The organism is Rhodococcus sp. JVH1, from assembly GCF_000280725.2.
In the GTDB taxonomy this organism is placed as follows: Bacteria; Actinomycetota; Actinomycetes; order Mycobacteriales; family Mycobacteriaceae; genus Rhodococcus_F; species Rhodococcus_F jostii_A.
Map to the genome: position 1 here is coordinate 3,924,377 of NZ_CP166289.1, position 22,871 is coordinate 3,947,247.

The following is a 22,871-nucleotide window of genomic DNA, read 5'->3' on the forward strand; positions in this document are numbered from 1 at the left end:
CCTCGCGCGGAGCCCGCCCGGGGTCGGCTCCGCGCGAGGGAATGAGTGTGGAGGATTCAACTGTGACAGAACCGCCGAGCGGGGCACCCCTCGACCGCTTCTCGCACTGGTTCCCGCCGTTCGCGTCGGCCCCGGCACCGAGGTCGACGGCTCCCGCCGCGGAACCCGAGCAGCAACCCCCGGCTCCGACGTGGCTGACCGCGGGCGCCGAGCCCGATCCCGCACCACCTGTTCGCGGTAATCAGAGGCTCGTGGTCGCGGGCGCCGCCGCGGTGATCGCCGTCCTCGCCGGTGTGGTCGCCGCGTTCGCCTCGACGTCCGATGATGCGAGCGGAACTCCCGTCGCCGCTACAGATTCCGGCTGGTGCGTCGAATCCCGCGACGGCTCGACGGCTGTCGGCAACGGTCCCGGCGGGACGTCCGACGGCGTCGCCGCGATCCTGGCCTTCGACCACGCGTACTACGTCGCACGCAGTGGCACGAAAGCCCGCGAGGTGGTCGCCCCCGACGCGCCGCTGGGATCCGCCGAGTCCATCCAGGGCGGCATCGAGTCGGTGCCCGAGGGCACCGAGCACTGCCTCGCCATCACCGAAACCGAACCCGGCCGCTACGCGGTGACGCTGTCGGAACTGCGTCCGGACGGGTCGACGAAGAAGTACGAGCAGGTCGTGACCACCGCCGACCGCGACGGTCGCACGTACATCACATCCATTGGAGACGCGAAGTGACCGACCAACTGCTGCATGCACTTCCGGTGTCCACCCTCGTCCTCGGGGCGTGCGGCGGAGCCGGCGCAACCACGACGACGCTGGGGCTCGCCAACACCGCGGCAGCTCGCGGCGGCGCGGTCGTGGCCGTCGACGCGACACCTGCGGGCGGCGACGTCGCCGAACGCGGCGCCGATGCCGTGCTCTCCGTGAGCGGCCTCGAGCAACTGGTGGCGGCCGGCCCCGTCGCGGACGACGTGTTCGACGGGTACTGCTCCCGCACGAGTGCCGGGACCCGCATCCTGAGCCGCATCGGGAATCGGACCGCGTCGGACGGTGAATTCCACACTCTCACAGAGTCGCTGCGCGCTCGCGGAGTGAGTGCCGTCCACGACCTCGGCCATCGGTTGCGTGCCGCGTACCTCGCGCCGCTGCTGGCTACTCCGTCGCCCATCGTCCTCGTCGTGCCGTGCCGGGCGGACGCGTTCAACCGCCTCCGCTCCGCGTTGCAGTCGATCGGTGACACGCTCGGTGAACCCGGGCTCGCCCGCACCGTCGTCACCGTGTCGAATCAGGACGCCACCGGCTGGCAGGTGGACGTCGACCTCCTCCGCGAGTACCTGGGCGGACAGGTGTGGGGCGTCGAGACCATCCCCTACGACGAACATCTGGGCATGGGGATCGTCATCGATCACAGCCGGCTGGGACCGGACACCCGGGCGGCGTACGACCGGGTGTCCGCGGCGGCGTCGGCCGTGGTCGAAGGTCGTCCGGAACGGGTCTGAAATCGCGACCACTTACCTACATCCGCCCACGATTCAGTCAGCTGCACCCGCAATTGCAGCGCGTTTGACCAATCGGTGTGCAAACGCGAAGGCCCGCGCCCCCTCACGCCTCCAGCAGCCCCTTCAACCTCTGTAGGTCGGCGGTGACGGCTGCTGCGTCCTGCGCGAATTCTTCGGCGGTGACGCCGTCGCGTCGCCGGATGGTGAAGACGACTTCGCTGTGGTCGCCGTCGGGGATGACGCGCACGGGGTTGTAGACGGTGTCGCCGCCCGGGAGGGTGACGTCGTGGTCGAGGACGCCGTAGTCGTTGGCGGGTGCGAAGGTCACGGCGACCTGTCCCATCGGGGAGACCGCGAGCCAGCGGTCGCCGTCCCGGGTGATGTTGGTGCTCAGGCCGGCCGCCCAGGCGGGGAGGTTGGCGGGGTCGCCCGCGTAGGCGTACACGTCGGCGGCGGTCCGAGCGATGAACACACTGACATGGGTTGATTCGGTGGTCATGACTCCCAGCATCCCCGTTCCACCGCGCGGGTGATTGAAGAAATCGGACTCCGGTGCTCGATGTCCGAAACCTTCAATGCGGGTCCGCCTGAGGTCGTTAGCGTTCTCGGTATGACCGCAACATTCAGTGCCATCGAACTGGTCGTCCACGATCTGCCCACGTCGCTCGCGTTCTACCGGCGGCTCGGACTCGACATTCCCGCCGACGCCGATCAGGCGCCGCACGTCGAATTCGAGTTTCCCGGTGGGATCCGCCTGCTGTGGGACACGGTCGAGACCATCCGCTCGTTCACACCCGACTGGACCGAACCCGCCGGCGGGCATCGCATCGCACTCGCCTTCGACTGCGGAACCGCCGCCGACGTCGACACGCTGTTCGACGAGTTCACGGGCGACGGCTACAACGGTCGGAAGAAGCCGTGGGACGCACCGTGGGGACAGCGTTACGCCACCGTCGACGATCCCGACGGCAACCCCGTCGACCTATTTGCCGCGCTCACACCGTGACCAGCTGACCGAACGTGCGGCCGGTCAACTCGTGTGCCTCACGGATCAGGTGGGCCTGATCGGCGAACCCCGCCATGCCGGCCGCCTGAGCTGCGGGGATGGAAGCACCCGCCAGCCCCAGTGCCGATTGCAACCGAAGGATCCGGGCCAGCATCTTCGGCCCGTAACCGAACTGACGTCGGCACAGGCGGTGCAGTTGGCGCTCGCCGACACCGATCCGGTCCGCCACCTCGCTGACAGATGCCTGCTGCTCCAGAAGTCGCACGATCGCGGGGATCCGGCCGTCCGGCGGCGGCCCGAGGATCCGGCGCGACCTCGCGAAGTCCTCGAGCACCCGGCCGGGGTCGGCGGCGTCCGCGATCCTGCCGAGAAAATCCATGGTGGCGCGGTCCGTCAGCACCTCGGCGAGCGGCACCCGAAGGTTGGCCAGCTCCTCTGCCGGCGTCGCCAGAAGATCCGGGAGAGATCCTGGGGAACAGCGTAATCCGACGTAGCGGTCGCCCTCGCGGCTGCGGTTCAGATACGGCCGGGAGTCGGGGCCGGCCACGACGACGTCACCGTCCATCCAGATGAGGTCCATGCAACCGTCGGGCAGGATGGCCGCCTCACCCCCGGCTGCGGTCTTCTGCCACACCACAGCGCCGGGGAACACCGACCGCCGCTCCGCGTACATGACCCCATGCTAGGCAGGCATCAGGTCTCCGGCTCGACGGCGTGCAGATCCGGCTCCCAGTCGTAGACGACTGCGGTCCGCAGCAGGATGTCCTGCAGTGACCGCCGCCGGCCGTCGACTGCCGCCCAGAACAATCCGAACCCGAACATCACGCACAGCACCGCCCGGAGAAGGGCCCGCAGCCAGCCGATCAGTTCACCGTTGCGGCTGACCACCCGCAGCCCCATCGTCACGGCACCGACGGTGCGGCCGCTCACGGCCCAGCACGCCGTCAGGTACAGCACCGACACGCCGATGAACAAGGTCACGGAGAGCACGGCATTGGCATCGGGGAACGAGAATTCCTGCGGCGAGAACAGCAACCGGAGGAACAACACTCCGACGTAGATGCCGCCCATCACGGCCAGGACGACCGCCAGGTCGATGCCCGCTGCCAGACCGCGGGTGACGATCCCGGCCGCGCGATGCGCCGGCGTGCTCATGCATCGTCCGGTTCGTGCCCGCGCCCGAACAACTTGCCCACGAACCCGGCGACGGCGTCGTCGGCCTGCATGCCCTGGGTCCGCACCCCGCGGACCGCCTCGTTGGACATCGAGTCGGTCGACTCGCGGATGATGCGCGGCAGGTCCACGCCCTCGATCACGGTGTCGGCGAGCACCACCAGATCGACCCGCCCGATGACGGAGTCCACGTCGACGCGGTCGACGATCGCATCCACGTCGATCCGCGCGGCGACGGCGTCGATGTCCACGCGATCGAGAATCTGCGGGATGTCCACTCGGGCGGCGATGGCATCCACGTCGACGCGGTCGATTATGCGCTGGATGTCGATGCCTTCGGCGACCACGTCCAGGTCGACGTGATCACGCACGATCGTGGTGAGGTCCACCTCCTGAAGAGCGACCTGCACGACTCTCCGCAGCACTGCGTGCAGCACCCGATCCGCGAGTTCGTCGGCGCTGCGGAGCGTCTGGGTGCCGCGTTCCTCGAGGGTGACCAGCAGCGGGTCCACTCCCGGCAGGAGTCGCGCCGTGTCGACGCCGAATCCGATCACACGCTGCAACGCACCGCCGGTGGTCGCGGCGAAGCCGGCCGCGAGGCGCAGCGGATCAGGGGCTCTCCTGCCGTCCATACTCGATATCCAAGCCGGTCGGCGCCCGCGACGCACGGGTTCCAGATTTATAGATCAGGCGTGGGGCGCGCCGGGGCCGTGCACGATTCGCGGGGCGGGCTGTCCGGACGCCGGACGGGGCGCCCAGTCGGCGAGTTCGGTGAGCAACTCGGCGACCCGATCCGAGCAGTGCGCGGGATCCGGTGCCGGTCCCAACCCGAGTCCCTCGACCACCAGCACGTTCCCCTGCGAGAGTCCGTGGACCCCGAGCGACCACCCGAAGTGGCGGTTCCAGGCCAGCACGGCCTTCCGGCCGCGGTAGTAGGGGATCTCGCAGGAAAGGGTCACGACCGCGTCGAAAGCGGGAGTGCACCACCAGTCGACCGACAGGGCACCCACCGTCGTCGCGACGGAACCGACGTACTCACCGACATTCGCCGAGCTGGTGGCCCGGACCTGGCTGATGCTCATACACAACCCACTCTCGACGTTCGCAGAAACCCAGCGGAAGAAGCCGGACGGCAGGTTCACACTCGAGTCATTCGTCACGGACCGCCGAGAGGACTGGTTCGGGTCCGGAAAGAGCCGGTGGTTCGCGACGAGGCTTCTACTCCATCGTCGGGCTGCGACGGGGCGCCCGGTAGCCACCCTGGGGTGGGGATACACCACCCCACACTCCTTGTGGGAAAAACACGAAGGCCACGAACTCGTGGAGTTCGTGGCCTCGATGTCGCGATTCCGAAGAATCGCTTGTGGTGGGCGAAGGGGGACTTGAACCCCCACGTCCCGAAGGACACTGGCACCTGAAGCCAGCGCGTCTGCCATTCCGCCACTCGCCCGAGCGACCCGGAAACATTAACACGAGGTCGCCAGAAATTACGATTCGTACAGGTCAGGGCCCGAAAAGGCTACAAAAACACCCGTCCAGACAAAGACCGATATCATGCAATGGCGTAGACCCGTGTCGTGGCCCGAGGCAATGACAGTACCGTGGGATACGCGCACGGCAGTGGCGCGACACGGACATGTCTCGTCACAGCCACCACGCACCGAGGACAGAAGACCCGACAGCCAGGCACCGTGAGGAGGTTCCGATGGGGATAGTTCAACGTTTCGAGCGGAAGCTCCAGGGAGCCGTGGGTGACGCGTTCGCCCGGGTCTTCGGCGGCGGCGTGGTGCCGCAGGAGGTGGAGGCCGCGCTTCAGCAGGAAGCCTCCGACCGAATCCAGCAGTTGGACGGCGGGCACCTGCTCGCGCCGAACAGCTATGTCATCGCCATCAACAACTCGGATCACGAAGAACTTGCAGCCGACAGAGACCTGACGGTCAAGGCCTTCGCCCGACACCTCGAAGACTTCATTCGCGACCAGGGCTGGCAGACGTATGGTCCCATTCATGTCGCGTTCGAACCGTCGCCTTCACTGCACACCGGGCAGTTCCGCACCCGGGGTTCGGTGGATCCGGATGCCGGCCGCCCAGGTGCGGCCACGCCGGGGCGACCCGAACCGCCACGCGGTCCCGCACCGCGACCACAGGCACCGTTTGTACCCGTCACGTCGAATCCAGGAGCTGGCCCCATGACGCAGAACTCAGGCTACGACCCCAGCCGCGAACCAGCGGGCAACCGCAATCCCGACCCGCAGTACGCGCGCAACGGTCATGCCCATGCAGGTCAGGACCAGCGGTACCCGCAGGGCAACCAGAACGGTTACGACCGCGGCGGCTACCAGCAGGGCGGCTACGACCAGCAGCAGTACCCCGACGACCAGCGCGGCGGGTACCCCCAGGATGCCGCGTACGGCCAGGCGTACGACCAGGGTGCGCAGGCTCCCGGCTACGAGCAGCCCGCGGACGCCGGCTACGACTACCAGCAGGGTGGCTACCAGCAGGGTTACGACCCGCAGGCGTACGACCAGCAGGGGGCTCCCGCCCGCTACCCGGACGGTTCCTACGCCGAGGCCGGGTACCAGCAGCCGCAGGGCTACGACCAGGGTTACGACCGCGGCGGCTACCAGCAGGGTGGCTACGACCAGCAGGCGTACGACCAGCAGGGCTACGCCGACTACGACCAGGGCGGCTACGGGCAGCAGGCCTACGCGCCCGACGGCCACACGTTCACGGCCACGCTGCAGCTCGAGGACGGCAGCGGACGCCACTTCCAGCTTCGTGAGGGCAACAACATCATCGGCCGCGGCCAGGAGGCACAGTTCCGCCTGCCCGACACCGGTGTGTCGCGCCGCCACATCGACATTCGCTGGGACGGCCAGGTCGCGATGCTGTCCGACCTCGGCTCCACCAACGGCACCACCGTCAACGGTGCCCCCGTGCAGGACTGGCAGCTGGCCGACGGAGACATCATCCGGGCGGGTCATTCGGAGATTCTGGTCCGAATCCTCTGAGGCACCACCGAGTTAGGACTCCGAGTAGGTTCCGCCGATACCCGACCCCGAACTGCCTCACCGAGACCCAACCGAGACGGCTTCGATACTCGACCGACATCGCGTCGGAGCCCGTGTCGGACGTAACACGGTGGGGACTCCGTATCGTTGTGGGCTGTCCGTATCCTGATCCCAGGGTGCGGGTTGCCCATATGATGCTGCGAGAAAAAGACGCTGGAACCTCGAACGTTCCCGCCACAGAAGGAGGTGGACTGCCGTGCAAGGTTTGATTCTGCAACTCACACGAGCAGGTTTCCTGCTTCTGCTGTGGCTTTTCGTGTGGACCGTTCTGCGGGCGTTGCGCGGCGACATCTACGCGGGATCCGGCGTCCGTGTGCCGCCCCGATATTCGCGCAGCGGCAACGTCCTGCCGTCGCTGGGTAAGACCAAGACGGCCAAGTATCTGGTGGTGACGCAGGGCGGCCTCGCCGGCACCCGCATCACCCTCGGCACCCAGCCCGTCCTCATCGGCCGGGCCGACGACTCCACCCTCGTCCTCACCGACGACTACGCCTCCACCCGCCACGCTCGGCTCTCCCCGCGAGGCGCCGACTGGTACGTCGAAGACCTCGGCTCGACCAACGGCACGTACCTGGATCGCGCCAAGGTCACCACATCTGTCCGCGTGCCGCTCGGTACCCCTGTACGGGTCGGCAAAACGGTAATCGAGTTGCGCCCGTGACCCTCGTCCTCCGCTATGCCGCCCGCAGTGACCGTGGCCTCGTCCGTTCCAACAACGAAGATTCCGTCTACGCCGGTGCCCGCCTGCTGGCGCTCGCGGACGGCATGGGCGGTCACGCGGCCGGTGAGGTCGCGTCGCAGTTGATGATCGCGGCCCTCGCGCATCTCGACGACGACGAGCCCGGCGAAGACCTTCTCGGCAAGCTCGAGGCCGCCACCCGGGAGGGCAACGACTCCATCGCCGACCACGTCGAGGAGGACCCCGAACTCGACGGCATGGGCACCACGCTCACCGCAATCCTGTTCTCCGGCAACAAGCTCGGGCTGGTCCACATCGGCGACTCCCGCGCCTACCTGCTCCGCGACGACTCCCTCGCGCAGATCACCCGGGACGACACGTTCGTGCAGTCCCTCGTCGACGAGGGACGGATCACCGCCGAGCAGGCGCACACCCACCCGCAGCGGTCGCTGATCATGCGCGCCCTCACCGGCAACGAGATCGAGCCGACGCTGACGGTCCGCGAGGCGCGCGCAGGCGACCGTTACCTGCTGTGCTCCGACGGGCTGTCGGACGTGGTCAGCGACGAGACCATCGAGAACACGATGCGTGAGGGCTCGCAGGACGAGTGCGCCGACCGGCTCATCGAACTCGCCCTGCGCAGCGGCGGCCCGGACAACGTGACGGTCGTCGTCGCCGACGTCATCGACCTCGACTACGGGCAGAGCCACCCCATCGTCGCCGGTGCCGCCTCCGCCGACGACGAAGAGGACACACCGCCGCCCAACACGGCCGCGGGTCGCGCCGCCGCGATGCGTCCGCCGCGGGCCACCCCGAAGCGGGTCGTCCCGCAGGTCGAGGAACCGCCGACGAAGAAGAAGCGTCACCGCATGTGGTGGGCTGCGCTCGCGCTCGGTCTGATCGTCGTGGTCGCCGTCGCTGCCTTCGTGGGGCGGGCTCTGGTCCGCAACAACTACTACGTCGGCGCCGACGGCGAACGCGTGACCGTGCTGCGCGGAGTTCCCGGCTCGGTGCTGGGTTACTCGCTGCAGGAAGCGAATCTCGTCGGCTGTGTGAGCGATGCCGGCGACCTGACGTTGATGTCGCCGACCGAATCACCCAACGGGTGCACCATCCTCGAGGTCGACGACCTCCAGCCGTCCGCCCGCGAGCAGGTGCGTGCCGGGCTGCCCTCGGGCAAGCTCGACGACGTCCGCAACCAGATGACGCGGCTCGCCCAGAACGATCTGCTCCCGGTCTGCGAGTCGGAGTCGTCCACGACCACGACCACGACCACTCCGGCACCGACTCCGGCTCCCGTCCCGGAGACCACGCCGCCGCCCGCGCCTGTTCCCCCGGCGGAGGTACCGCCCGCTCCGGCGCCTGCCACACCCCCGACTCCGACCGCCACCCCGGCGCCGACCGTGACCCAGGTTCCCGGTCAGAACTGCAGGACGGCTAGCTGATGTCGGTCGCAAGTGCATCACCGGGGGCGCAGTTTCCCAGTCCCCCCGGCGGGTTCGCGCCAGCCCCCGTCCAGTCGACGCGCCGGGGCACCGAGCTGATCCTGATCGGTTTCGCGATCCTGATCACGACGATCTCGCTGGTGCTGGTCGAGGCCAGCCAGGAACAGAGCATCACCTGGGACCTCGCCAAGTACGCCGCCGCCTACTCGGCGCTGTTTCTGATCGCGCATCTCGCGGTGCGCCGGTTCGCGCCGTACGCCGACCCCCTGATCCTGCCGATCGTCGCGCTGCTCAACGGCCTCGGACTGGTGCTGATCCACCGACTCGACCTCGCCGACGCACAGTCCGCCGCCTACTTCGGGTTGCCCGTCCCGTCGCCGGACGCCAACCAGCAGGTGCTGTGGACGACGCTGGCCATCGCCGGTTTCGTTGCCGTGCTGGTGCTGCTCAAGGACTACCGCCTCCTGGCCCGCTACAGCTACACGCTGGGCCTGGCCGGACTGGTGTTCCTCGCCATCCCGGCGATCCTGCCGTCCAGCTTCTCCGAGGTGAACGGCGCGAAGATCTGGATCCGCCTCCCTGGCTTCAGCATTCAGCCCGGTGAGTTCGCGAAGATCCTCCTGATCATCTTCTTCGCGTCGGTGCTGGTCGCGAAGCGCGACCTGTTCACCACCGCAGGCAAGCACGTGTTCGGCATCGACCTCCCCCGCGCCCGCGACCTCGGCCCCATCCTCGTCGCGTGGATGGTGTCGGTGGGTGTGCTGGTCCTGGAGAAGGACCTCGGCACGTCGCTGCTGCTGTTCAGCACCGTGCTGGTGATGCTCTACATCGCCACCGAGCGCGTCGGGTGGCTGCTGATCGGCGTCGGGCTTCTCGGAATCGGCTTCTTCTTCGCCTACCAGCTGTTCGGCCACGTCCGGGTCCGCGTCAGCACCTGGCTCGATCCGCTGGCCGACTACAACAACACCGGTTACCAGATCTCGCAGTCGCTGTTCGGGCTCGCGACCGGTGGCGTGGCCGGAACGGGACTCGGCAGCGGACGACCCGCCCAGGTGCCGTTCGCGAAGACCGACTTCATCGTCGCCACGATCGGTGAGGAGCTCGGTCTGATCGGGCTCGCAGCCGTCCTGATGCTGTTCCTGATCCTCGTCATCCGCGGTCTGCGCACCGCGCTGGCCGTCCGCGACAGCTTCGGCAAGCTCCTCGCGGCCGGTCTGTCGTTCACGATCGCTGTGCAGGTGTTCGTGGTGGTCGGCGGCGTCACCAAGCTGATCCCCCTCACCGGTCTGACGACGCCGTTCATGTCCTACGGTGGGTCGTCGCTGCTCGCCAACTATCTCCTTCTCGCGATCCTGATCAAGATCTCCGACGCCGCCCGTGAGCCGGCCGTCCCGAAGAAGAAGGGCCCCGCACCCATCGCCGACGCCCCGACCGAGATGGTGCCGCGCTCATGAACACACCTCTGCGTCGCGTCGCGATCGCCGTCATGGTGATGGTGGTCGCCCTCCTCGCCAACGCCACCTACGTCCAGGTCATCAAGGCGGACAACCTGCGGGCCGATCCGCGGAACTCGCGCGTGCTGCTCGACGAGTACTCGCGTCAGCGCGGCCAGATCTCGGCGGCCGGCCAGGTGCTCGCGGCGTCCGTCCCGACCGACGACCGCTACAAGTACCTGCGCACCTACCCGCCGAACCCGGCGGCACCGTCCAGCCCGCTCGCCAACGCACCGGTCACCGGTTTCTACTCGATGCAGTACGGCAGCACCGGTCTGGAGCGGTCCGAGGACCCGGTCCTCAACGGTTCCGACAACCGGCTGTTCGGACGCCGCTTCTTCGACCTGGTGTCCGGGCGCGACCCGCGCGGCGGCAACGTGGTGACCACCATCAACCCGGTCATGCAGCAGGTGGCGTACGACCAGCTGACGGCGAAGGGTTACACCGGTTCGGTCGTCGCGATCGAACCGGGCACCGGACGCATCCTCACGATGGTCAGCACCCCGAGCTACGACCCCAACTCGCTCGCCAGCCACGACGGCACCGAGACCACCCAGGCATGGGAGGCCCTGAACGCCGACCCGGAGAAGCCGCTGATCAACCGCGCGGTGTCGCAGACGTACCCGCCCGGCTCCACGTTCAAGGTGGTGGTGACCGCCGCCGCGCTCGCCGCCGGAACCACCCCCGACACCCAGCTGACCGCGGCCCCGCAGATCACCCTTCCCGGCACGTCGACGACGCTCGAGAACTACAACGGCTCCACGTGTGGCGGCGCCCCCACCGCGTCGCTGCGTGAGGCGTTCGCGCGGTCCTGCAACACGGCGTTCGTCGAACTCGGTGTGAAGACCGGCACCGACGCCGTCAGCGACCAGTCCAGCGCGCTCGGCATCGGTGGGCAGATGCCCGGCGTCCCGTTCCCCGTCGCGGACAGCACGATCGGGTCGATCCCCGACGACGCCGCACTCGGCCAAAGCAGTATCGGCCAGCGTGACGTCGCGCTCACTCCGCTGCAGAACGCGATGATCGCGGCTACCGTCGCCAACGGTGGCGTGCGGATGCAACCGCAACTGGTGTCCGAACTGCAGGGGCCGGACCTGTCCAACCTCGCGACCACCAACCCGGTGTCCGAAGGCCAGGCGATGTCGTCCCAGGTGGCGGCCACCCTGACCGACCTGATGATCGGTTCCGAGAACAACACCAGCGGCGAAGGCAAGATCCCGGGCGTCCAGATCGCGTCCAAGACGGGCACCGCCGAGCACGGGACCGACCCTCGGAACACCCCGCCCCACGCCTGGTACATCGGATTCGCACCCGCCCAGAACCCGACCGTGGCCATCGCGGTCATCGTCGAGGACGGCGGAGATCGTGCACTGGCCGCAACCGGCGGCTCGGTGGCTGCACCTATCGGCCGTGCCGTCATCGCAGCCGGACTACAAGGGGGCTGATTGTGGCACTGAACAACGGCGCGCTGATCGCCAATCGATACCGTCTGATCCGGCTCATCGCCACGGGCGGAATGGGACAGGTCTGGGAAGCGACGGACAACCGGCTCAACCGTCGTGTCGCGGTGAAGGTACTGAAGTCCGAGTTCTCGTCCGACCCGGAATTCGTCGAACGTTTCCGTTTCGAGGCGCGTACCACCGCGCAGCTGAACCATTCCGGTATCGCCGGAATCTACGACTACGGCGAGGTCCGCGACGCCACCGGCGATTCCACCGCCTACCTGGTGATGGAACTCGTCAACGGTGAGCCGCTCAACGCCGTCCTCTCGCGGGTGGGCCGTCTCGCGGTGCCGCACGCCCTGGACATGCTCGAGCAGACCGGCCGGGCGCTGCAGGTGGCGCACGACGCCGGCGTGGTGCACCGCGACGTGAAGCCCGGCAACATCCTGATCACCCCCACCGGCCAGGTGAAGATCACCGACTTCGGCATCGCGAAGGCCGTGGAGAACTCGCCGATCACGCGGACCGGCATGGTGATGGGCACCGCGCAGTACATCGCCCCCGAGCAGGCGCTCGGACAGGACGCGACCGCGGCGAGCGACGTGTACTCCCTCGGCATCGTCGGCTACGAGGCGCTGTCCGGACGTCGCCCGTTCGTCGGCGACGGCGCCATCACCGTCGCGATGAAGCACGTGCAGGAGGCGCCGGCACCGTTGCCGAGCGACCTGCCGCCCAACATCCGCGAACTCATCGACATCACGATCGCGAAGGATCCGAGCACCCGTTACGCCAGTGGCGGAGAGTTCGCCGACGCGGTCGCGGCGGTCCGGGCGGGCAGGCGTCCCCCGCCGCCCGGCGTGTCGGGTACCGGGGCGGCGCGGGTGCTGCCCCCGCCGATGACCGGTGCAACCCAGGTGATGCCGCCCTCGCAGACCGCATACGCGGGACCGGTCACCGGGCAGGTGCCGCCGGACGACTCGAACGGTGACGGCAAGAAGGGCGGACTGACCAGCGGCCAGAAGGCCGTGGCCTGGGGTGCGGGCGGCCTGCTCCTGCTGGCGGCGATCATCGGGCTCGCGCTCGTCCTGTTCGACGGTGGTGACACGAAGGAACCGACGTCGCCGGCGATTACGTCCTCGCTGCGGACGATCACGACGACACCGCGGCCGACGACCACCACGACGACCGAGGAACAGACGTACACCACCGAGCCGACGTACACGACGACCACCACCGAGCCGTTCACGACGACCACCACCCAGCCGCCGACCACGACGACGACAGAGCCGACGACGACTACCACCACGACCACCACCGCACCCACGACGACGACCACGACGACCACGTCGGAGGAGTCAACTACTCCGACCCCACAAGGACTGCCATGACGACACCGCGCAACCTCTCCTCACGCTACGAGCTGGGTGAGATTCTCGGCTTCGGTGGCATGTCCGAGGTCCACCTCGCCCGCGACGTCCGACTCAGCCGTGACGTCGCGATCAAGGTCCTGCGCGCCGACCTGGCCCGCGACCCCACGTTCTACCTCCGGTTCCGCCGCGAGGCGCAGAACGCGGCGGCGCTGAACCATCCGGCGATCGTGGCCGTCTACGACACCGGCGAGGCGGAAACCGAAGCGGGACCGCTGCCGTACATCGTGATGGAGTACGTCGACGGCGACACGTTGCGGGACATCGTGCGCAGCGAGGGCCCGATGGCACCGCGCCGCGCGATGGAAGTCATCTCGGACGTGTGCGCGGCGCTCGACTTCAGCCACCGCAACGGCATCGTGCACCGCGACGTGAAACCCGCCAATGTGATGATCAACCGTGCGGGTGCGGTGAAGGTGATGGACTTCGGCATCGCGCGAGCGATCTCCGACGCGTCCAGCCCCATGACGCAGACGGCCGCCGTCATCGGCACCGCCCAGTACCTGTCGCCCGAGCAGGCCCGCGGCGAGCAGGTCGACGCCCGCTCCGACGTGTACTCCCTCGGGTGCGTGCTGTTCGAGATCCTCACCGGCGAACCCCCGTTCAAGGGTGACTCCCCGGTCGCGGTCGCATACCAGCACGTGCGGGAGGACCCGCAGACACCGTCCGCGGTCAACCCGGACATTCCGCGTGAGCTCGACTCGGTGATCCTCAAGGCGATGAGCAAGAACCCCGCCAACCGCTACCAGACCGCCGCGGACATGCGCAGCGACCTGGTCCGGGTGCTCGGCGGGCAGCGCCCCAGCGCGCCTATGGTCATGAGCGACGAGGACCGCACCACGATCCTCGGTGCCGTCGACACCGGCGCGGGGAACTACCGGCGCCAGCAGTCGCCGACCCCGGCCACCGCGTCGAAGACGGACGGCGGCGAGCCCGACAAGAAGAAGAACCCGATGCGGGTGGCGCTGATGGCGCTGGGCGCCCTCATCGTCGTCGGCGTCGTCGGCGCGTTCCTGTGGTCCGTGGGACCGGGTTCGAAGGCCGATCAGGTGACCATGCCGGACGTCACGAACCAGGCCGCGGACGACGCCGAGACAACACTGCAGAACCTCGGTTTCCGCGTCGCCCGGCAACAGAAACCGGACGCCGTCGTGGCGACCGGCAATGTCATCACCACCCGGCCCGTCGGCGGCGTACAGGTGGACGAGGGCAGCACCATCACCCTCGAGGTGTCGTCGGGCCCCGAACAGGTGAAGGTCCCGCGGCTCGCCGGCCTCACCCAGCAGGAAGCCCAGCAGGAGCTGAACGCGGTGGGACTGCGGCTCGACACCGCCGTCGCACGCGCACCGTCCGACGTATCCGACGTCGACAAGGTGATCGACCAGAACCCGTCCTCCGGGGCGAGCATCTCCCTCGACTCCGAAGTCGCCGTCACGCTGGGCACCGGGCCGGAGCAGATCCGCATCCCCGACGTGACCGGTCAGAAGGTCGAGGTCGCGCAGGCGAACATCGAGGGCGCCGGTTTCAAGGCGCAGATCCAGAACATCGACTCCGGTGCGCCGAAGGGCCAGGTCGTCTCCACCGATCCCGTCGGCGGCTCCACCGCAGCCAAGGGTGACACCATCCAGATCCGGGTGTCGAACGGCAACAACATCGAGATGCCGGACCTGACGGGCAAGACCGTGTCGCAGGCGCTCGCCGAACTGCGCAGCGCCGGCTGGAGCGGGTCGTCGAGCTCGCTGAATCAGACGCAGACGTCCACCCTGGACCCGGAGATGGTCGGCAAGATCATCAGCCAGGAACAGCCGCCGGGATCGGAGATCACCAAGAACGGTGTCGTCTCCGTCGGTGTCGGCGCGCTGGGCATCCCGCGGTAGGCGGCTCCGCCACCCGTGCGTGTTGAGGAGTCTCTGGACTCGTCAACCACTCACGGGCGCTACGCGCCCAATGCTTGCGCGACCTCGGTCTCGAGGGTGGCGACGAGGGATTCCTTCGGGGCTTCGCCGCAGACGGTGAGCCAGTTGGCGAGCATGCGGTGCCCGCCTTCGGTGAGCACTGACTCCGGGTGGAACTGGACGCCGTGGATCGGCAGTTCGCGGTGCCGCATCGCCATCACGATGCCGCTGTCGGTGTGGGCGGTGACCTCGAGTTCGTCCGGGATGGTGTCTTCAAGGACGGTCAGCGAGTGGTAGCGGGTGGCGGTGAACGGGTCGGGCAGACCCACGAGAACGCCCTCGCCGGCGTGGTGGACGACGCTGGTCTTGCCGTGCAGGAGTTCGGGTGCCCGGTCGACGGTGGCGCCGAACGCGGCTCCGATCGCCTGGTGTCCGAGGCACACCCCGAGGAGCGGCGTCCTGGCGGCGGCGCATGCCGTGACCAGGTCCATCGTCGCGCCTGCCCGCTGCGGTGTGCCCGGGCCCGGGCTCAGCAGAATGCCGTCGAACTCGGCCGCTGCCGCCGCGACGGCGTCGGGCCCGGTGAGGTTCGGATCGTCGTTGCGCCAGACCACGGCCCGCGTTCCCAGCTGTCCGAGGTACTGGACCAGGTTGAACACGAAGCTGTCGTAGTTGTCGACGACGAGAATCCTCATGGAAGCAGGGTATTCTGCCCGCCTCGTACCCTGCACGGCCGGGGACCGTTCGGGCTCAGTGCCCCGCGTAACCGGGCACGGACAATTGGCCGGACGCCGCCTCCGAGTAGCCGAGGCCGAATCGCGTCGCGTACTGCTTGAATACCCGGATTCCGGGTTCGTTGGCGAGCGCCGCCTCCAGTCGCGCGGGGTCCCCGATCGCCGACATCACATAGGGCGGGCTGTACGTGCGACCGTGCAGCAGCAGGGTGTTGCCGATGCAGCGCGGCGCCGACGTGTTGACGATCCGCTGGTCCTGCATGCTGATCGCCTCGGCACCGCCCACCCACAGTGCGTTCAGCACACTCTGGACGTCCTGCTGGTGGACGACGAGATCGTCCGGCGACGCGTCGACGGGGTACTTGCCGTCCGCGTCGCGGGGTGCGTCGGTGAGTGTGACGGTGACGCCGGGACCGGTCATCGGCGTGAGTCCGGCATCCGTGGCGAGCGCCTTGCTGTCGGCGAGCGCCTGCGCGACACCGCTGTCGGACGCGGCGGCGTCCTGCTGCAGCGATTCGACCTGCGCCGCCAGCCGGTCGCGGGTCTCGGCCACCTGGTCGGTCTCGGACTGGGCGTTGCGCACGAGGTCGGACAGTCGGGTGGAATCGCCGGCGCGGATCTCGTTGCCGTGCGACACCTGACGGGTGGTTGCCACCAGCAGACCGGCCACGAGACACACCACCAGCACCGCGATCCGCCAGAAGATCGACCTGGTCACCGGTGTTTCCGTCCCCTCGTCCTCGCCGCGCGAATCGCGGCTACGTTAGCGTGTACACACGCAGGTATTTCCGAATCTACCTGCCCCCATTCCTGTTGAGCCGCACGAACGAGGACGTCATGCCGAAGTCGAAGGTCCGAAAGAAGACCGATTACACGATCAACCCTGCGAGCCGCACCCCGGTGAAGGTGAAGGCCGGCCCCTCGAGCACCCTGTACGTCTCGGTGATGCTCGGGTTCATGCTGGTGGGCCTGGTGTGGCTGCTCGTCTACTACCTGGCCGCCGACCAGCTCGAGTGGATGAACAACCTCGGTGCCTACAACTTCCTCATCGGATTCGGCTTCATGGTGGTCGGTCTGATCATGACGATGCGCTGGCGTTGACCATCACAATTACACAGATGTCATTCATCCCCAATGTGGACAACCCCTGTGGATAGCCGCAGGTCGAGTGCTGATGTCTGCTGACGAGGCACCGCTGGAGTGGTCGACGCCCCTCGCCGCGGTGATCGCTCTCGCCGCGGGCGGAGTCGCGTTGGGGGTAGCGGGACTTTCCGTGTCGACCGAGCCGGCGGGCCGTGTCCTCGTGTGCGTCGCCGCCCTCGGGCTGCTGCTGACCGCCGCGTCCGCGCTCCGGCAACGCCCGCGCCTCGCCGTCGACAAGGAAGGCGGCGGGATCGTGGTGAACCGGCTGAGCGGCCGCCACGGGTATGCCCGGTCGGAGATCGAACGCGCGCGGCTCGTCCGCTATCCCCGGCTGGGCCGCCGGGTGCCGATGCTCGAGATCGACGTCCGCACCGAGGACGGCACCGAACGACTCCTGATCTTCGGCCGGTGGGATCTCGGCACCAATCCGGAGGACGTGTTCGATGCGCTCGCGGTGCACCGTCTGGTGGGCCGGGGTCAGTAGCCGAAGCTCGCGCGCAGCTGCAGGGTGCGGATCGCGATGACGGCGAGCGGCACCAGCATCACGACGCCGAGGCAGACCCAACCGACGGTGACGGCCTTCTCCCGGTTGTTCCCGACGCCCAGCAGTTGGGGCCCGTAGAGGATTCCCGCGGTGGCCGCGGCTCCGGCGACCAGGCCGCCGAGATGCCCCCACAGTGAGATGCCGGGGATCGTGATGCTGATGATCACGTTGATGGCGATCACCGAGATGACCGGTGCGGGGCTGCGTCGCAGACGCAGGAGGATGACGGCCTGGGCGCCCATCAGTCCGAAGACGGCACCCGACGCACCCGCGGTGACCGCGCCGAGTTGGAACAGCATCACCGCGGCGGAACCGCCGAGCAGCGACGCGAAGTACACGCAGGCGTAGCGGGCACGCCCGAGGACCAGTTCGGTGTCGCGGCCGATCACCCACAGCGCGAACATGTTGACGGCCAGGTGGATGATGCCGAAGTGGAGGAATCCGCTGCCCAGCACGCGGACGATCTGCCCGTCCACGACAGCGGGTGGGAACAGCGCCCAGTCCGCAAAGAGCTTCGACCCGGCCTGGTTCTGCATGATGCTGCGGGACTGCGCCGCGGTGATCAGGAAGATGCCGACGTTCGCGGCCATCAGGATGTACGTCACCAGCGGTGTCGGACGCTGTGTGGTCACGGCACCGGCGACGTTACGGACCGGGCGGACGTCCCGCCGTCCGGCGGCGACGCAATCGACACACTGGTAGCCGACAGCCGCTTCGCGCAGGCATTCGGGGCACGCGGGACGACCGCACCGATTGCACGACAGCGCAGTGGGGCGATCGGGGTGGCGGACGCACCGCGGCTGGGGCGGAGTGCCCTCGTTCGCGGCACCGCCCCAGCCGGGGTTGGTCATGTGCTGCAGTTCCCTACGCGATGGTGACGCTGTTGATCACGACCGGCTCGAGCGGACGGTCCGCGCGATCGGTGGCGGTGGTCGAGATGGCGTCGACGACCTTCTTCGATTCCTCGTCGACGACCTCACCGAAGATGGTGTGGCGACGGTTGAGGTGCGGCGTCGGGCCGGTGGTGATGAAGAACTGCGAACCGTTGGTTCCCGGGCCGGCGTTCGCCATGGCCAGGATGTACGCGCGGTCGAACTGCAGTTCCGGGTGGAACTCGTCGCCGAACTTGTAGCCCGGGCCGCCGGCGCCGGTGCCCGTGGGGTCGCCGCCCTGGATCATGAATCCGTCGATGACGCGGTGGAAGATGGCGCCGTCATAGAACGGTCCGGAGTCGGTGCCACCGGCGTTGGTGGTGCTGTAGTCCTTCGAACCGTCGGCGAGGCCGACGAAGTTCTCGACGGTCTTGGGCGCGTGGTTGCCGAACAGCGCGATCTTGATGTCGCCGCGGTTGGTGTGCAGCGTTGCGGTTGCGGTCTGATGAGGTGAAGTCACACCACCATGTTGCCATTGTGGGGTTCCGTGTGGTTCCGCCGCGGTGACTCGAGTACTTCGGATCGGTTCGTGCTCCCGGTTCTTGTGACAAAGTGGGGACATGACACGAGCGACGAAGTCCCTCACGAATCTGCTTCCGACCGAACGCGCCGAGACCCTGCAGGAGCAGGTGTCCGAACGAGTCGAGACCGCTCTGGCGCACGTCGAGGATTCGGCTTCCCGCGTCAAGGAATCCGAGGCTGTCGATCAGGCGCGGCGCTACGCACGCTCGGCGGCAATCGCGACGGCGCGCGGTGCCGGCCAGCTCGGTGTGTTCCTCGGCCGTCAGGGGGCCTCACTGGCCAAGAAGGGCTACGAACGCGCCCGGACCGTGCCGGTGAAGAAGGTCGCCCAGGATGTCGTTCGTCCCCTGACCTCGGCCGTAGCACCGGTCGAGGAGAAGAAGTCGCGGAAGGGCCGTCGCATCGCGATCGTCGTCCTGCTCGGCGCCGCCGTCGCCGGGGGCGCGGTGTTCGTCAGGAGCCGTCGGCGCGAGCAGCCGCGCGTCGCATCCGCTCCCCCGAACCTGCGCGACCTCGACAGTGCGGACAAGCAGCAGCCCACACCGCCCACGGCGACGAAGCCCCTCACGCCAACCGATCCGTCACTCCCCGGCCAGTAGCGCGCGCTCGCTCGGTGCCGTCCTCGATCACCGGGATTCGCTGGAACGACCCGGGGTCGCGGTTCTCGGTGATCCGGGTCCACTGTTCGGTGAAGTGGGGCGTCCCCAGCGCGCCGTCGACGCGGGCCAGCATGTCCTGGCCGCCGGCGAACGCGGCCTGTCCCCCGTACGAACCGAGGCTCTCGCCGAACACCACCAGTTTCGGCTGCGACTCCTGCGGCAACGCAGCCCATTCGGCGTAGACGGCCTCGAGCGGCGCCCTGCCTGCCACCATCGATGTCTCCCGGTCGGCGATGAACGCGAGTGGGCTCGGGAGGAACGAGTACTGCATCGACGCGATGGCGGTGTCGCCGTCGCTCAGGTACTCGAGCGAGGACGCGACGTCCTGGTTGACCCAGCCGCGACCGGTCGTCGTGGCGACGGCCAGAACAGCGCGGTCGTAGGCGCCGGTGCGTTTCAGTTCGGCCACCACGTGATGCGCGACCTCCTCGACGGTGCCCGCGGAGTGGCCCGCGTACGCGCGGATCGGCGTGAGCGGCGACGAACGTGTGCCCCTCCTTGCCCAGTGAATCCCACGGTTCCGCCGAGTCCGGTGAGCCCGACCGTTCCGGCGCGGTGGGCTGGGTGACGCCTGCGGCCGTGTCGTGGTCGGCGACGGCGAGGCTGCCGTTGGCGAGGGCGAGCAGGGCCGCGTAGAGGGCGCCGTTGACGACGAAGAACAGGACGGCGACGAGCACGACGACACTCGCGATTTTCGCGATCGGTGCGGGGACGTAGCGCAACCCGACGGCGGTGAGTGGCCGCGACAGTGCGGAGTCCTCTGCCCGCGGCCAGCAGCAGTGCCGCGACGGCGAACGAGATCACGAGGATCAGCAGGTAATAGGTGCGGTTCGCGCGATCGGCACCGACCAGATCGCGGACGATCTGCTGCCACCACGACCCCAGCACCAGGAAGGTCGGAACGAGGATGACGGCGGCGCCGAGCAGGGTCCACCACCCGATCCGACGGGGTGGAGCGACCGCGCGTACCGCACGGACGTGTCCCGCAATCGGGAGGGGACGGACGGTGCGGTCTCCGGCATCTGCGAATCCTGGGTGGACAAGCGTCCTGGTGTCCTGTCTTCGTTTCACGGCTTGTACCAGGGGTATCCCGCAGGCAGATGCGCACCAGCGCGAGGATCCGTTCCGAGGAGCAGACATGACCGCCAGACGTATCGTCCACCGCATCGCCGTCGTCACGTTTCCGATCGCCGCCGCCACGGCTCTGCTGACGGCCGGCCCCGCCGGCGCCGATCCGCCCCACCCGTTCGGCGGACCGGCCCTGACCATCGGATGTCCGAACCAGGGCAGCCTGATGTCGTTGACGGCGCTCACCGGACAGTCCGGGCCGGAGGCGTCACCGCCCCTCGCCGACGGCGACATCCGTTTCGAGTCCCGCCCCGCCGCGCCGCCGATACCGGCGGCCGCGCAGGTCACCGTTGCCTGGGTCAACACCGACAGCGGACGTTCGGGGATCGTGAACCTCGGCGGCGTCTACCCCTTCCTGTCGGCGACGGTGAACACCGGCGTCGGGAACGTGGTGGCGACGGCGTTCGGATCGATCAACTTCGGCAGCAGCCCGATCTGCCAGGCGAACCCCGCCATCGGCACGTTTATCGCGTGAGTTCGGCCGTGTTGCAGCCGAACCGGCGCCGATAGTCGGCGGGCGCGACGCCGACCACTCGGTTGAAGTGATGGCGCAGAAGGGCGCCGGACCCGAATCCGCTGCGTCTCGAGATCGCCTCGAGACCGAGGTCGGTGCCCTCGAGCAGCTGCTGCGCGTACAGGACTCGCTGCGTCGTCAGCCACTTCACGGGGGTGGTGCCCGTCTCGGCCGCGAACTTGCGGGCGAACGTGCGCGTCGACATGGACGAGCGGGCCGCGAGCTCGTCGATCGTGTGCGGCAACTCGAGGTTTTCGCTCATCCACGCCATCGTCTCGCTCAGGCTGTCCGACGTGCACGCGACCACCGGCTGCTCGATGAACTGGCGCTGTCCCCCGTCGCGCTGCGGCGGCACGACCATCCTGCGGGCGATCGTGTTGGCGACGGTGGAACCGAGTTCCCGACGCACCACGTGCAGGCAGGCGTCGATGCCGGCCGCGGTACCCGCACTGGTGACGAGGTTGCCCTCGTCGACGAACAGAACGTCGGGGTCGACGGTCGCGGTCGGGAACCGGGTGGCCAGTTCCTCGACGTACTCCCAGTGCGTGGTGCACTTGCGCCCGTCCAGTAGCCCGGCCTCACCGAGCAGGAAGACACCCGAGCACAGACTGAGGACGATGGCCCCGGCATCCGCGGCGCCGCGCACCGCGTCGAGCGCCTCCACCGGGAAGTCGGACTGAGCCCCCGGCGGCGGGACCACGACGAGATCGGCGTCGCGCAGGGAGTCCAGTCCGTGGTCGGCGGACAGCGTCAGTCCCGGCGTGATCGACGCGAGCGGTTCGCCCGGACGGATCCCGCAGATCCGGAATTCGAACGGCGGAACCCCGTGTTCGGTGCGGTCGATGCCGAACACTTCACAGACCACCCCGAACTCGAACATCGAGACACGGTCGAGGAGGAGCGTCGCGACCTTGGAGATCATGCCCCCAGTCTAAATGGCAACATCTTGCCGGACCATGTCGGAACGGCCAGTCATTCGCGGACCGGCCCGCAGATCGACACGAGCGCACGCGCCAGCGTGGCCTGATGCAGTGGGTCGAGACGCTGTTCGGCAGCCACCGCGACCGCGGCATCGACGAGAGCGGGCACACAGCCGGGACCGGCGAGCACGGCCTCCTGTTCCCGCAGCTGCAGCAGAATGTCCGTGTTCTGGCGGTCGATCACGGGACGAACCTGCGTCAGGTCGGGCCGGACGGTCGGCGCCGCGCCGGGTGCGACGCTCCACCAGCCGAAGAGGGCGCGCTGCACCTCCTTGTTGGCCTCGATCTGGTCCCGGAAGATCTGCTGCACCCGCCCCGCGCTCAGGCCCTCGTCGGCCGCCTGCGCGGCGACCGCACCCAGGACCTGTGCCTCGCGCGCGGGATCGTCGATCGGTGACGGCGTGCCCCACTTGGCCGCCGCCACCGTGTCGGCCGTCGCGAGGCGCAGCGAGACCGCCAGGGCGATCGGTTCCAGTGGCCGGGTGTGCGCGCTCGCTGGCGCGGTACCGCCTGCCGTCGACATCGCGAGCATCACCGCGGCGACCGCAGTGCGGCGGGCGAGTGCGGGCCGGACCGTGGTCATGGTGCGAGTG

Annotated in this window: 26 protein-coding genes, 1 tRNA gene and 1 pseudogene; 14 read left to right on the forward strand and 14 right to left on the reverse strand. The window is 68.5% G+C overall.

Going from position 1 to position 22,871, the window contains the following annotated elements:
* The first annotated feature begins 62 nt into the window (after nt 1-62).
* Both JVH1_RS18060 and JVH1_RS18065 read left to right on the forward strand, forming a co-directional pair.
* On the forward strand, nt 63-728 hold the full coding sequence (locus JVH1_RS18060) for a hypothetical protein (RefSeq protein ID WP_009476783.1): 666 nt from the start codon (nt 63-65) through the stop codon (nt 726-728).
* Entirely contained in the window at nt 725-1,492 is a 768-nt protein-coding gene (locus JVH1_RS18065) for a hypothetical protein (protein ID WP_009476782.1), read from the forward strand. Before JVH1_RS18060 ends, JVH1_RS18065 begins: the two co-directional genes overlap by 4 nt.
* Nucleotides 1,493-1,595: 103 nt before the next feature.
* On the opposite strand, the gene JVH1_RS18070 is transcribed toward JVH1_RS18065, so the two are convergent.
* Nucleotides 1,596-1,991 (reverse strand): SRPBCC family protein, encoded by a 396-nt coding sequence (locus JVH1_RS18070; RefSeq protein ID WP_192817846.1) that lies wholly within the window; start codon nt 1,989-1,991, stop codon nt 1,596-1,598.
* Nucleotides 1,992-2,102: 111 nt separating this feature from the next.
* Between JVH1_RS18070 and JVH1_RS18075 the strand changes: the two genes are divergently transcribed.
* Nucleotides 2,103-2,498 carry a VOC family protein gene (locus JVH1_RS18075; protein WP_029539739.1) on the forward strand — a complete coding sequence of 132 codons (396 nt, stop codon included), beginning with the start codon at nt 2,103-2,105 and terminating at the stop codon, nt 2,496-2,498.
* Here JVH1_RS18075 and JVH1_RS18080 read toward each other — a convergent pair.
* The 5 genes from JVH1_RS18080 to JVH1_RS18100 all read right to left on the reverse strand — a co-directional run bounded on the left by JVH1_RS18080 (nt 2,488) and on the right by JVH1_RS18100 (nt 5,121).
* Nucleotides 2,488-3,171 carry a helix-turn-helix domain-containing protein gene (locus JVH1_RS18080; RefSeq protein WP_043780314.1) on the reverse strand — a complete coding sequence of 228 codons (684 nt, stop codon included), beginning with the start codon at nt 3,169-3,171 and terminating at the stop codon, nt 2,488-2,490. The genes JVH1_RS18075 and JVH1_RS18080 overlap by 11 nt on opposite strands.
* A gap of 20 nt (nt 3,172-3,191) precedes the next feature.
* Nucleotides 3,192-3,653, reverse strand: coding sequence for an RDD family protein (locus JVH1_RS18085; RefSeq protein ID WP_009476778.1), 462 nt, complete (start codon nt 3,651-3,653; stop codon nt 3,192-3,194).
* Nucleotides 3,650-4,303: a hypothetical protein gene (locus JVH1_RS18090; RefSeq protein WP_009476777.1), complete on the reverse strand. Its 654-nt coding sequence runs from the start codon at nt 4,301-4,303 to the stop codon at nt 3,650-3,652. Before JVH1_RS18090 ends, JVH1_RS18085 begins: the two co-directional genes overlap by 4 nt.
* 54 nt (nt 4,304-4,357) lie before the next feature.
* Nucleotides 4,358-4,753, reverse strand: a complete 396-nt coding sequence (locus JVH1_RS18095) for a DUF6292 family protein (protein ID WP_016884699.1) — start codon at nt 4,751-4,753, stop codon at nt 4,358-4,360.
* A gap of 282 nt (nt 4,754-5,035) precedes the next feature.
* Nucleotides 5,036-5,121, reverse strand: a tRNA-Leu gene (locus JVH1_RS18100).
* A gap of 255 nt (nt 5,122-5,376) precedes the next feature.
* On the opposite strand from JVH1_RS18100, the gene JVH1_RS18105 reads away from it, so the two are divergent.
* The 7 genes from JVH1_RS18105 to pknB all read left to right on the forward strand — a co-directional run bounded on the left by JVH1_RS18105 (nt 5,377) and on the right by pknB (nt 15,104).
* The gene (locus JVH1_RS18105; protein WP_009476775.1) at nt 5,377-6,681 is read left to right on the forward strand and encodes a DUF3662 and FHA domain-containing protein; all 1,305 of its coding nucleotides are present in this window, start codon (nt 5,377-5,379) and stop codon (nt 6,679-6,681) included.
* A gap of 256 nt (nt 6,682-6,937) precedes the next feature.
* Nucleotides 6,938-7,402 (forward strand): FHA domain-containing protein, encoded by a 465-nt coding sequence (locus JVH1_RS18110; protein WP_005249074.1) that lies wholly within the window; start codon nt 6,938-6,940, stop codon nt 7,400-7,402.
* Entirely contained in the window at nt 7,399-8,865 is a 1,467-nt protein-coding gene (locus JVH1_RS18115) for a PP2C family serine/threonine-protein phosphatase (protein WP_009476774.1), read from the forward strand. Before JVH1_RS18110 ends, JVH1_RS18115 begins: the two co-directional genes overlap by 4 nt.
* A complete protein-coding gene (locus JVH1_RS18120; protein WP_009476773.1) occupies nt 8,865-10,319 on the forward strand; it encodes an FtsW/RodA/SpoVE family cell cycle protein in 1,455 nt (484 codons plus the stop codon). The genes JVH1_RS18115 and JVH1_RS18120 overlap by 1 nt, the downstream gene beginning before the upstream one ends.
* Nucleotides 10,316-11,803, forward strand: coding sequence for a penicillin-binding transpeptidase domain-containing protein (locus JVH1_RS18125; protein ID WP_009476772.1), 1,488 nt, complete (start codon nt 10,316-10,318; stop codon nt 11,801-11,803). The genes JVH1_RS18120 and JVH1_RS18125 overlap by 4 nt, the downstream gene beginning before the upstream one ends.
* 2 nt (nt 11,804-11,805) lie before the next feature.
* Nucleotides 11,806-13,188, forward strand: coding sequence for a protein kinase (locus JVH1_RS18130; RefSeq protein ID WP_043780311.1), 1,383 nt, complete (start codon nt 11,806-11,808; stop codon nt 13,186-13,188).
* Nucleotides 13,185-15,104, forward strand: coding sequence for a Stk1 family PASTA domain-containing Ser/Thr kinase (gene pknB, locus JVH1_RS18135; protein ID WP_011596278.1), 1,920 nt, complete (start codon nt 13,185-13,187; stop codon nt 15,102-15,104). Before JVH1_RS18130 ends, pknB begins: the two co-directional genes overlap by 4 nt.
* Nucleotides 15,105-15,163: 59 nt before the next feature.
* On the opposite strand, the gene JVH1_RS18140 is transcribed toward pknB, so the two are convergent.
* Both JVH1_RS18140 and JVH1_RS18145 read right to left on the reverse strand, forming a co-directional pair.
* Nucleotides 15,164-15,817 (reverse strand): aminodeoxychorismate/anthranilate synthase component II, encoded by a 654-nt coding sequence (locus tag JVH1_RS18140; RefSeq protein ID WP_009476771.1) that lies wholly within the window; start codon nt 15,815-15,817, stop codon nt 15,164-15,166.
* Between the two features lie 55 nt (nt 15,818-15,872).
* The gene (locus JVH1_RS18145; protein WP_009476770.1) at nt 15,873-16,574 is read right to left on the reverse strand and encodes a DUF881 domain-containing protein; all 702 of its coding nucleotides are present in this window, start codon (nt 16,572-16,574) and stop codon (nt 15,873-15,875) included.
* Between the two features lie 119 nt (nt 16,575-16,693).
* On the opposite strand from JVH1_RS18145, the gene crgA reads away from it, so the two are divergent.
* A complete protein-coding gene (crgA, locus tag JVH1_RS18150) occupies nt 16,694-16,957 on the forward strand; it encodes a cell division protein CrgA (RefSeq protein ID WP_005249082.1) in 264 nt (87 codons plus the stop codon).
* Between the two features lie 67 nt (nt 16,958-17,024).
* A complete protein-coding gene (locus JVH1_RS18155) occupies nt 17,025-17,483 on the forward strand; it encodes a PH domain-containing protein (protein WP_009476769.1) in 459 nt (152 codons plus the stop codon).
* Here the strand turns inward: JVH1_RS18155 and JVH1_RS18160 are convergent.
* A complete protein-coding gene (locus JVH1_RS18160) occupies nt 17,477-18,394 on the reverse strand; it encodes a rhomboid family intramembrane serine protease (RefSeq protein ID WP_009476768.1) in 918 nt (305 codons plus the stop codon). The two genes, JVH1_RS18155 and JVH1_RS18160, sit on opposite strands and share 7 nt — an antisense overlap.
* Nucleotides 18,395-18,407: 13 nt before the next feature.
* Nucleotides 18,408-18,935, reverse strand: a complete 528-nt coding sequence (locus tag JVH1_RS18165) for a peptidylprolyl isomerase (RefSeq protein WP_009476767.1) — start codon at nt 18,933-18,935, stop codon at nt 18,408-18,410.
* 100 nt (nt 18,936-19,035) lie between these two features.
* Between JVH1_RS18165 and JVH1_RS18170 the strand changes: the two genes are divergently transcribed.
* On the forward strand, nt 19,036-19,596 hold the full coding sequence (locus JVH1_RS18170; RefSeq protein WP_009476766.1) for a hypothetical protein: 561 nt from the start codon (nt 19,036-19,038) through the stop codon (nt 19,594-19,596).
* Here JVH1_RS18170 and JVH1_RS18175 read toward each other — a convergent pair.
* Both JVH1_RS18175 and JVH1_RS18180 read right to left on the reverse strand, forming a co-directional pair.
* Nucleotides 19,562-20,068 (reverse strand): alpha/beta-hydrolase family protein, encoded by a 507-nt coding sequence (locus JVH1_RS18175; protein ID WP_009476765.1) that lies wholly within the window; start codon nt 20,066-20,068, stop codon nt 19,562-19,564. The genes JVH1_RS18170 and JVH1_RS18175 overlap by 35 nt on opposite strands.
* Nucleotides 20,069-20,192: 124 nt before the next feature.
* Nucleotides 20,193-20,823: pseudogene (locus tag JVH1_RS18180) on the reverse strand (alpha/beta-hydrolase N-terminal domain-containing protein); the annotation flags it as partial.
* On the opposite strand from JVH1_RS18180, the gene JVH1_RS18185 reads away from it, so the two are divergent.
* Complete coding sequence (locus JVH1_RS18185; RefSeq protein WP_009476763.1) at nt 20,795-21,259, forward strand: hypothetical protein; 465 nt, start codon at nt 20,795-20,797, stop codon at nt 21,257-21,259. The pseudogene JVH1_RS18180 and the gene JVH1_RS18185 sit on opposite strands and share 29 nt — an antisense overlap.
* On the opposite strand, the gene JVH1_RS18190 is transcribed toward JVH1_RS18185, so the two are convergent.
* On the reverse strand, nt 21,249-22,220 hold the full coding sequence (locus JVH1_RS18190) for a helix-turn-helix domain-containing protein (RefSeq protein ID WP_009476762.1): 972 nt from the start codon (nt 22,218-22,220) through the stop codon (nt 21,249-21,251). The genes JVH1_RS18185 and JVH1_RS18190 overlap by 11 nt on opposite strands.
* Before the next feature lie 50 nt (nt 22,221-22,270).
* Entirely contained in the window at nt 22,271-22,861 is a 591-nt protein-coding gene (locus JVH1_RS18195; RefSeq protein WP_009476761.1) for a chorismate mutase, read from the reverse strand.
* Between the last annotated feature and the right edge of the window lie 10 nt (nt 22,862-22,871).

Excerpts from the sequence above, each read along its gene's own strand:
- JVH1_RS18070 (WP_192817846.1), bottom strand. The coding sequence starts at position 1,991 with ATGACCACCGAATCAACCCATGTCAGTGTGTTCATCGCTCGGACCGCC.
- JVH1_RS18075 (WP_029539739.1), top strand. The coding sequence starts at position 2,103 with ATGACCGCAACATTCAGTGCCATCGAACTGGTCGTCCACGATCTGCCC.
- JVH1_RS18080 (WP_043780314.1), bottom strand. The coding sequence starts at position 3,171 with ATGTACGCGGAGCGGCGGTCGGTGTTCCCCGGCGCTGTGGTGTGGCAG.
- JVH1_RS18085 (WP_009476778.1), bottom strand. The coding sequence starts at position 3,653 with ATGAGCACGCCGGCGCATCGCGCGGCCGGGATCGTCACCCGCGGTCTG.
- JVH1_RS18090 (WP_009476777.1), bottom strand. The coding sequence starts at position 4,303 with ATGGACGGCAGGAGAGCCCCTGATCCGCTGCGCCTCGCGGCCGGCTTC.
- JVH1_RS18095 (WP_016884699.1), bottom strand. The coding sequence starts at position 4,753 with ATGAGCATCAGCCAGGTCCGGGCCACCAGCTCGGCGAATGTCGGTGAG.
- JVH1_RS18105 (WP_009476775.1), top strand. The coding sequence starts at position 5,377 with ATGGGGATAGTTCAACGTTTCGAGCGGAAGCTCCAGGGAGCCGTGGGT.
- JVH1_RS18120 (WP_009476773.1), top strand. The coding sequence starts at position 8,865 with ATGTCGGTCGCAAGTGCATCACCGGGGGCGCAGTTTCCCAGTCCCCCC.
- JVH1_RS18125 (WP_009476772.1), top strand. The coding sequence starts at position 10,316 with ATGAACACACCTCTGCGTCGCGTCGCGATCGCCGTCATGGTGATGGTG.
- pknB (WP_011596278.1), top strand. The coding sequence starts at position 13,185 with ATGACGACACCGCGCAACCTCTCCTCACGCTACGAGCTGGGTGAGATT.
- JVH1_RS18140 (WP_009476771.1), bottom strand. The coding sequence starts at position 15,817 with ATGAGGATTCTCGTCGTCGACAACTACGACAGCTTCGTGTTCAACCTG.
- crgA (WP_005249082.1), top strand. The coding sequence starts at position 16,694 with ATGCCGAAGTCGAAGGTCCGAAAGAAGACCGATTACACGATCAACCCT.
- JVH1_RS18160 (WP_009476768.1), bottom strand. The coding sequence starts at position 18,394 with ATGACCAACCCCGGCTGGGGCGGTGCCGCGAACGAGGGCACTCCGCCC.
- JVH1_RS18170 (WP_009476766.1), top strand. The coding sequence starts at position 19,036 with ATGACACGAGCGACGAAGTCCCTCACGAATCTGCTTCCGACCGAACGC.
- JVH1_RS18185 (WP_009476763.1), top strand. The coding sequence starts at position 20,795 with ATGACCGCCAGACGTATCGTCCACCGCATCGCCGTCGTCACGTTTCCG.
- JVH1_RS18190 (WP_009476762.1), bottom strand. The coding sequence starts at position 22,220 with ATGATCTCCAAGGTCGCGACGCTCCTCCTCGACCGTGTCTCGATGTTC.
- JVH1_RS18195 (WP_009476761.1), bottom strand. The coding sequence starts at position 22,861 with ATGACCACGGTCCGGCCCGCACTCGCCCGCCGCACTGCGGTCGCCGCG.